The organism is Paucimonas lemoignei, from assembly GCF_004342585.1.
Lineage (GTDB): Bacteria > Pseudomonadota > Gammaproteobacteria > Burkholderiales > Burkholderiaceae_D > Paucimonas > Paucimonas lemoignei.
Window position 1 is genome coordinate 1 of the sequence record NZ_SLZQ01000037.1, and the last position, 1,180, is coordinate 1,180.

General features: G+C 56.9%; 1 protein-coding gene. It reads right to left on the reverse strand.

What is annotated here, in order from left to right; translation table 11 throughout:
* Nucleotides 1-313: 313 nt before the first annotated feature.
* On the reverse strand, nucleotides 314-1,180 hold an 867-nt coding region (locus tag EDC30_RS19355), incomplete at its 5' end, for an IS110 family RNA-guided transposase (protein WP_132260586.1).

Genomic DNA, 1,180 nt, shown 5'->3' on the forward strand with positions numbered 1-1,180 from the left:
TAACTCGTCTATAAGGACTTCCCCTTTTTAGCAAGAGTGGTTTTCAAGTTGTTTGCATGTGTGTTTTCCTTCCGCGAAGCCGGATGGTAGTGTGGGACAGAATCAGACTGCACATCTATAAACGGCCTTGTTGGCATCAGTATGCCGGGCCAAGATAAAAGCCGCACACGCCACCCTCATTCGTTCATCGGCCCTGGTGTGCCAACGAGTTAGCCAGGTTCATGGCGTGTCGGTCTAACCTGTTCCTATCTACTTCCTGGTCTGCTGCGGATTGCTTTTTACTGCTGGACTGCTTTTTTGCTGGTACTGCTTCTTACGCTGCTACTGCATAACTCTTCCAGGCATCCGGATTGTATTGCTCGCCCTTGGCCAGCATGGCCCAGATCATCCTGGCATGCTTGTTGGCGATGGCCACCAAGGTCTTGTGGTAACCCACCCGCGCATGCAAGCCAACGATCCACTGGCCCAGCCGGGTCTGCTTGTCGGGTGCGCGCTTCATGGCTGACTGTAAGGCAGAGCGGGCGCCCTGGATGAGCAAGGTTCTTAAATACGTGTTGCCTTGTTTGGTAATCTTGCCCAGCCTGGCTTTGCCGCCGGTACTGGCTTGCCGGGGTGTTAAACCCAGATACGCGCCCAGTTGTCGGCCATTCTTGAATAGGGTGGCATCGCCAATGATGGCCAGTGCTGCACTGGTGGTGAGGTCACCCACGCCAACCAGAGCACGGATGCGCTGCGCCGCCTCGTTATGTTTCAACTGCTCGGCAATCTGCCGGTCATAGGCGGCAATGCGTTCTTCCAGATACCGCACATGCTCGAGCATGTCATGTACCAGGCTCTGCAACAGTGGCGGCAGCCGGCATTCTGCTTGCGCCAGGAGTCGAGCAGCGCCTTGCTTGGCCTGTAACGGAGAGAGCGGGAACCACACGCCGAACTCGGCCAGTTCACCACGCAAGCGGTTCAGGACAGCGGTGCGTTCTTCCATCAGGCCATGGCGCACATTATGCAGAGCCAGGATGGCCAGTTGTTGTTCGCTCTTGAGGGAGACGAAGCGCATGTTCGGTCGTCCCACGGCTTCGCAGATGGCTTCGGCATCATTGGCGTCATTCTTGCCAGCGCGGTTCTTGCGGTAGGGCGAGACGAAGGACGCCGCCATCATATTGACGGTGTGGCCGAGCTTGCT